6 protein-coding genes are annotated in these 4,537 nt (G+C 51.1%); 1 reads left to right on the forward strand and 5 read right to left on the reverse strand.

Annotation, left to right across the window (positions count from 1 at the left end):
* Nucleotides 1–78: 78 nt before the first annotated feature.
* Nucleotides 79–351 carry a MerR family transcriptional regulator gene (locus JRI95_16335; protein MBW2063112.1) on the reverse strand — a complete coding sequence of 91 codons (273 nt, stop codon included), beginning with the start codon at nt 349–351 and terminating at the stop codon, nt 79–81.
* A 289-nt stretch (nt 352–640) separates the two neighbouring features.
* On the opposite strand from JRI95_16335, the gene JRI95_16340 reads away from it, so the two are divergent.
* Nucleotides 641–913, forward strand: coding sequence for a hypothetical protein (locus JRI95_16340; protein MBW2063113.1), 273 nt, complete (start codon nt 641–643; stop codon nt 911–913).
* Nucleotides 914–994: 81 nt separating this feature from the next.
* Here the strand turns inward: JRI95_16340 and JRI95_16345 are convergent, their stop codons facing one another.
* From JRI95_16345 to JRI95_16360, 4 genes are all read right to left on the reverse strand, one after another.
* Nucleotides 995–2,044, reverse strand: a complete 1,050-nt coding sequence (locus JRI95_16345) for a lipoate--protein ligase family protein (GenBank protein MBW2063114.1) — start codon at nt 2,042–2,044, stop codon at nt 995–997.
* Nucleotides 2,045–2,083: 39 nt separating this feature from the next.
* Nucleotides 2,084–3,271, reverse strand: a complete 1,188-nt coding sequence (locus JRI95_16350) for a (Fe-S)-binding protein (GenBank protein ID MBW2063115.1) — start codon at nt 3,269–3,271, stop codon at nt 2,084–2,086.
* Between the two features lie 2 nt (nt 3,272–3,273).
* On the reverse strand, nt 3,274–3,696 hold the full coding sequence (gcvH, locus tag JRI95_16355) for a glycine cleavage system protein GcvH (GenBank protein ID MBW2063116.1): 423 nt from the start codon (nt 3,694–3,696) through the stop codon (nt 3,274–3,276).
* Nucleotides 3,696–4,537, reverse strand: an 842-nt coding sequence (locus JRI95_16360; protein MBW2063117.1) for a respiratory nitrate reductase subunit gamma, incomplete at its 5' end; no start/stop codon positions are given. The genes JRI95_16360 and gcvH, both read right to left, overlap by 1 nt.

Below are 4,537 nucleotides of genomic sequence, written 5' to 3' on the forward strand. Positions count from 1 at the left end.
TTGAAACCTGCCGCCGGGCAAAAAAAAGCCCCGAAAAAAAACGGGGCCAGACAATGGATGGAAATGAAGGGAATGAGTTCAGGCTGAGGAAGAATAGTTCTTGATTAGACCGAGCTTCATCTTGACACCAATGGATTTATATTTCTCCACCTCGATGAGCTGCTTCAGGGTTTCTACTTTCTTGATATCATTGAAAGAATACTGGCGACGGTTGGTATCGGTACGTTGAGGCTGTAAGAATTCGCTGAATTCCTTTTCCCAGTATCTAAGCGTTGTCTTTTTCACGCCGGTCAGCTTAGATACCTGATCAATATTTAACAAAACCTTTTGCATCACCTCATTGGTTTTCATAAGTTCTCCCCTGGCTGATCGGTTCCCTTCTCAATCTTGCAGGCTAAATTACAACTCCCTGCTTATTTTATCGGCCTTTATTTAAAAAAGTTTAATAAAACTTGAATAAAAAAGCAAATCTAAATATCATCTTTATACTTTCTCTGAATAAATATATAATACACCTTTATCTTATCTATTGTATCGGTCAAAGGAGATAGAATCTTTAATAATTTATTTAAAACAAAATTGATATATCTTGTGTTGGCATAACAGATTGATTTTAAAAGCTTTTTAAGGAGGTCATGTTTTGGAGGAATTCTGTTATAAATGTGGGCGTCCTCTCAAAGACGAGGAACTGCAGTACGGGGTCAAGATCGAGTTGATCTCCCTTTTTCATGGTTATCTCGAGGAACCGGAAGGAGATGTAGACGAGGAAATAGAGCGGCTAATCGAGGCTGTGGGCCGTCAGGACCCCCGGGAGGTTGAAAAGGACGTGGCCCAGATCATATACCTGGTCCTTTGTCGGTCCTGCCGCAATCGTCTGGTAAAGGAGTGGGATGTCAAAAAGGTGCTTCACTGACGTTTATAAGGATGCTTGATTTATCCGTTTGGAAAAGTTTGAAGAAAGGAGGAGTTCAAACTTCTGGCTAGCCAAAGGCTTTCAACCCCCAAAAACCTCCATCCAGTCATCAATAGTGATCCCTGGAGTTTCAACGTTCTCATCCTCATAGAATTCAGTCAGGATTTTATGGAGCTTTTCTACTGGTTTTCCCTCGATCATTGATTCAAGCCGGCTGATCGCATTCTCAGGATAGCAGAAAAAATCACCGGAGATGGATACATTTGAGAAACGGCCTTCGCGAAACTCAAAAATCGCCCTTATCAGTCCGCCGGGCGCCTTATGGACCCTCTCGGCAACCTTCATGCCCTCACGTATCTTGACCTCACGGCCCGATATCCGCCGCCCCTTCCGGCCGGTCCAGTCACGGCTTAACATCCATGCGGCCAGTTCATCCATCTTGTCTTTAAGGTCGCTATCCTTTTCACGAGGAGTAAGCGGGCCGAGCAGTTTTTCAAATTCTTCTCTCATGAGCGCGTTCAAGCTTGCTTCATCCCATCTTAACGCCTCAGCCGTCCCCAGTTCCCGGCGGATGGTGGTCAGGTTTTCTTCCATGGTCTGGTGGATCTTGTCGCGGAACTTTTCATGAGGCACCTTGAGGATACGCGACATCATTTCATAGTTGAAATCCAGGATGAGATTCCCGACAAAGACCAGGCAGTCCCCAATCTCGCCCACGCCGGTGCCTGATATCTTGCGCCCGCTCACAATCACGTCATTAACAGGCTTATATTCCGCCTGTATGCCGATCCGGCGGTAGGTGTTGACCACCGGTTCGAGAAATTCTCGATAAAAGGCCTCTTTTTTCAAAGGGGCTATCGGATTGTCCCGGTGGAGGATGAGCTGGTAAAAAAGCTGGTCTCCGTCGAGATAGACTGTTCCGCCTCCGACCTCACGCCTGAAAACAGGGATGTCATTGGCCTGGCAGAACTCGAGGTCCAGCTCCTGGTCCAGCCCCTGGTGAAAACCGACGCAGACATACGGACTGGCCGGTGAAACCAGAACCAGCGACTCACGCCCCAGCCTGGCCAGGGCATGATAAATGAGCTGGGACTCCTGCCAGGGCACCTTTCCCAGATTATACAATTCCAAGTTAATTTCCCCTGATTGAAATGAAAATTAAGAAGACCCCTATGGCTGAAGCGCTCGATAAATTAGCTCGGTGATGTCCAGGACCTCGATGGGAATCTGGTTCCGTTTGACATAAGCGGTCATGGTTCTGACGCATTGCTGGCACGCGGTGATCACGGCCTGCGCCCCTGTGGCCCTGACCTCCTCGATTTTCTGCCGTGCAATCTCTTCGGAAAGGCCGGCGTCTATCATCTCCAGGTTGCCGCCCCCGCCGCAGCACCGGCAGTTCTCTCGATTTGCCAATAGCTCGACCAGCTTCACACCTGGGACAGCCCGGATGAGCTCTCGCGGCGCTTCAAAGACCCGCGCCCCGCGGCCCAGATCACAGGGATCATGGTAGGTCACGGTCAGGGGAAGTTCCGTCAAGGAAATCCGCCCCTCTTTGACCAGATCGAGCAGGAACTCCGTGCTATGCGCCATCCTGAACTCCGCGGGATAGAACTCCCGCCACATCTGAAAACAGGTCGGGCAGGCGAACAAAACCATGGAGGCATGTTTCTTCCGGACGGCCTCAACATTGTGATCAATAAACTCCTGTATCAATTCCTGCTGGCCTGATCCCAGCAGGGGAAACCCGCAGCACCATTCCTCCTCGCCAAGCAGGGTGAAGTCCACCCCAGAAGCTTCACATATCGAAGCCAGGTTAATGGGAATCCTTTGAGCTAGCGGATAGTAGGCGGCCACGCAGCCGGTAAAATAGACAACCTCAGCTTCATCTTTGATAAAACCGTGCTCCGGGACCTCCTCCATGTCCTCCACCCACTCGGCCCGCTCCTCGTTGTCTTCAGCAAAGACGTTCCGGCTTTCAAGGAGATTCTCCCGAATCTGATCAATCTTTTCCGGGTAGGCCTGGGAATGAACCATGTCATGGCGCAGGGAAAGCCACAAATCCCTGAGGTGGATGCCTACCGGGCAGACCTCCTGGCAGTTCCCGCATAAGGTACAACGAAAAACCGTCTCGCTTAACTGTTCGAGGCTCTGGGGTGAGATTTGTCTTCGGCCCAGGAGCCTTGCCTTCAGGCCGGACCTTTTTTTCAGAATCTCTTTCAGCCCTTTGAGACGGTAAAGGCCGGACAGATGCCCGTCCTGAGAGGCCGATACCGCAGGGCAGATGTCAACACACAACCGGCAGTTAGTGCAGGCCTCCGTCTGAATCAAGTGAAAAAGGCTGTAATCCCGGTGAGCCATGCTCAGGTGACTTTATATTTCTCGATGTCGGCCAGGAGCCATTCCGTGACCGCTTCGGTCCCCTGAATTAAGTTGTCCAATTCACTCATATCAACCGGCCTGATCTTATACATCCAGCCCTGCCCGTAGCAATCTTCATTAATCAGAATCGGTTTCATTTCCAACTCCTGATTAGAACTTACCAGTTCACCATTCACAGGGGCAAAGACCTTGCCGAGCCACTTGCCCGACTCCACCTTGGCAAACTTCTTGCCCGTTTTTAACTGCTTTCCCTCAGCGGGAAGCTGAACATAAACCACCAGCCCGGCCATCTGCTGGGCAAAATCGTCCATGCCCATGACCAGAACATCTCCTTCCCTCCTGATCCAAAAATGGCCTTCCTGGTAATAAAGATCATCAGGCAGGTGGTAGCCTTGTATTTCCATTATTCTTCCTCCTTAACTTTGAAAGCTCTTTTTTCATACTCTGAAACGGCATTTATGGCCAGAGAAACTGGGGCCATAATGATGTGAAGCATACGGCTGAAAGGCAGATAGGCCACGAAAGCCCCGGTTAAAACAGCGTGTATGTTCCACAGGATAACGTAAGGTGTGGTCAGCCCGGAAGCGCCGGCCATGAGGCGGCTGACGGCCTTCCCCACAAAGGCAAACCCCGCCCCTTCCGAACCGCCGGTCATGGCGATGCGCATCCCTTCCAGGAAGAAGCCGTTGATGACCAGAACACCCATCAGGCCCAAGGCGATCCAATCAGGACGAGGCAGGCCGGGAACCTTGCCCGTGCGGGCCAGGGCGCGGCGTAATATCGCCAGAACCACCCCTGCGATGACCATGATACCGGTCAGGTCGAACAGGAAGGCGGTAATGGCATGATTCTGGTCCAGCATGATCCGGGTTACGGACCACCGCCCCGCAGCTTCCGAGAAGACGAGCGCAATGATGCCCCAGGTAAACCGAAAAACAAAAGGCAGAAAGATCAGGCTGTGGATCGTCCAGCGCACAGACGACTGCCGCCAGAGTCTTCGATTGAGCAGTGTCTCCAGAAACAGAGCCCTGACTATCAAGAGCAGTTTAACCGAAAACACGGTTCTCAAGGCAGAGAGAACCCATGCAAAGGACCGCCCGCCTGGCTCCGCCTTACCTCTAATAAAAGCAGCGCCCGCCCAGACCAAAACCAGGTTTATAATTCCAATGGCAAAAATCACCAGGGCAACGATGGTTACGGTATTCCTCACCGAAAAGCTGGCCGCATGGCAGGGCATGCAGATAA

The sequence above is a fragment of the Deltaproteobacteria bacterium genome, from assembly GCA_019308995.1.
Classification (GTDB): Bacteria; Desulfobacterota; Desulfarculia; order Adiutricales; family JAFDHD01; genus JAFDHD01.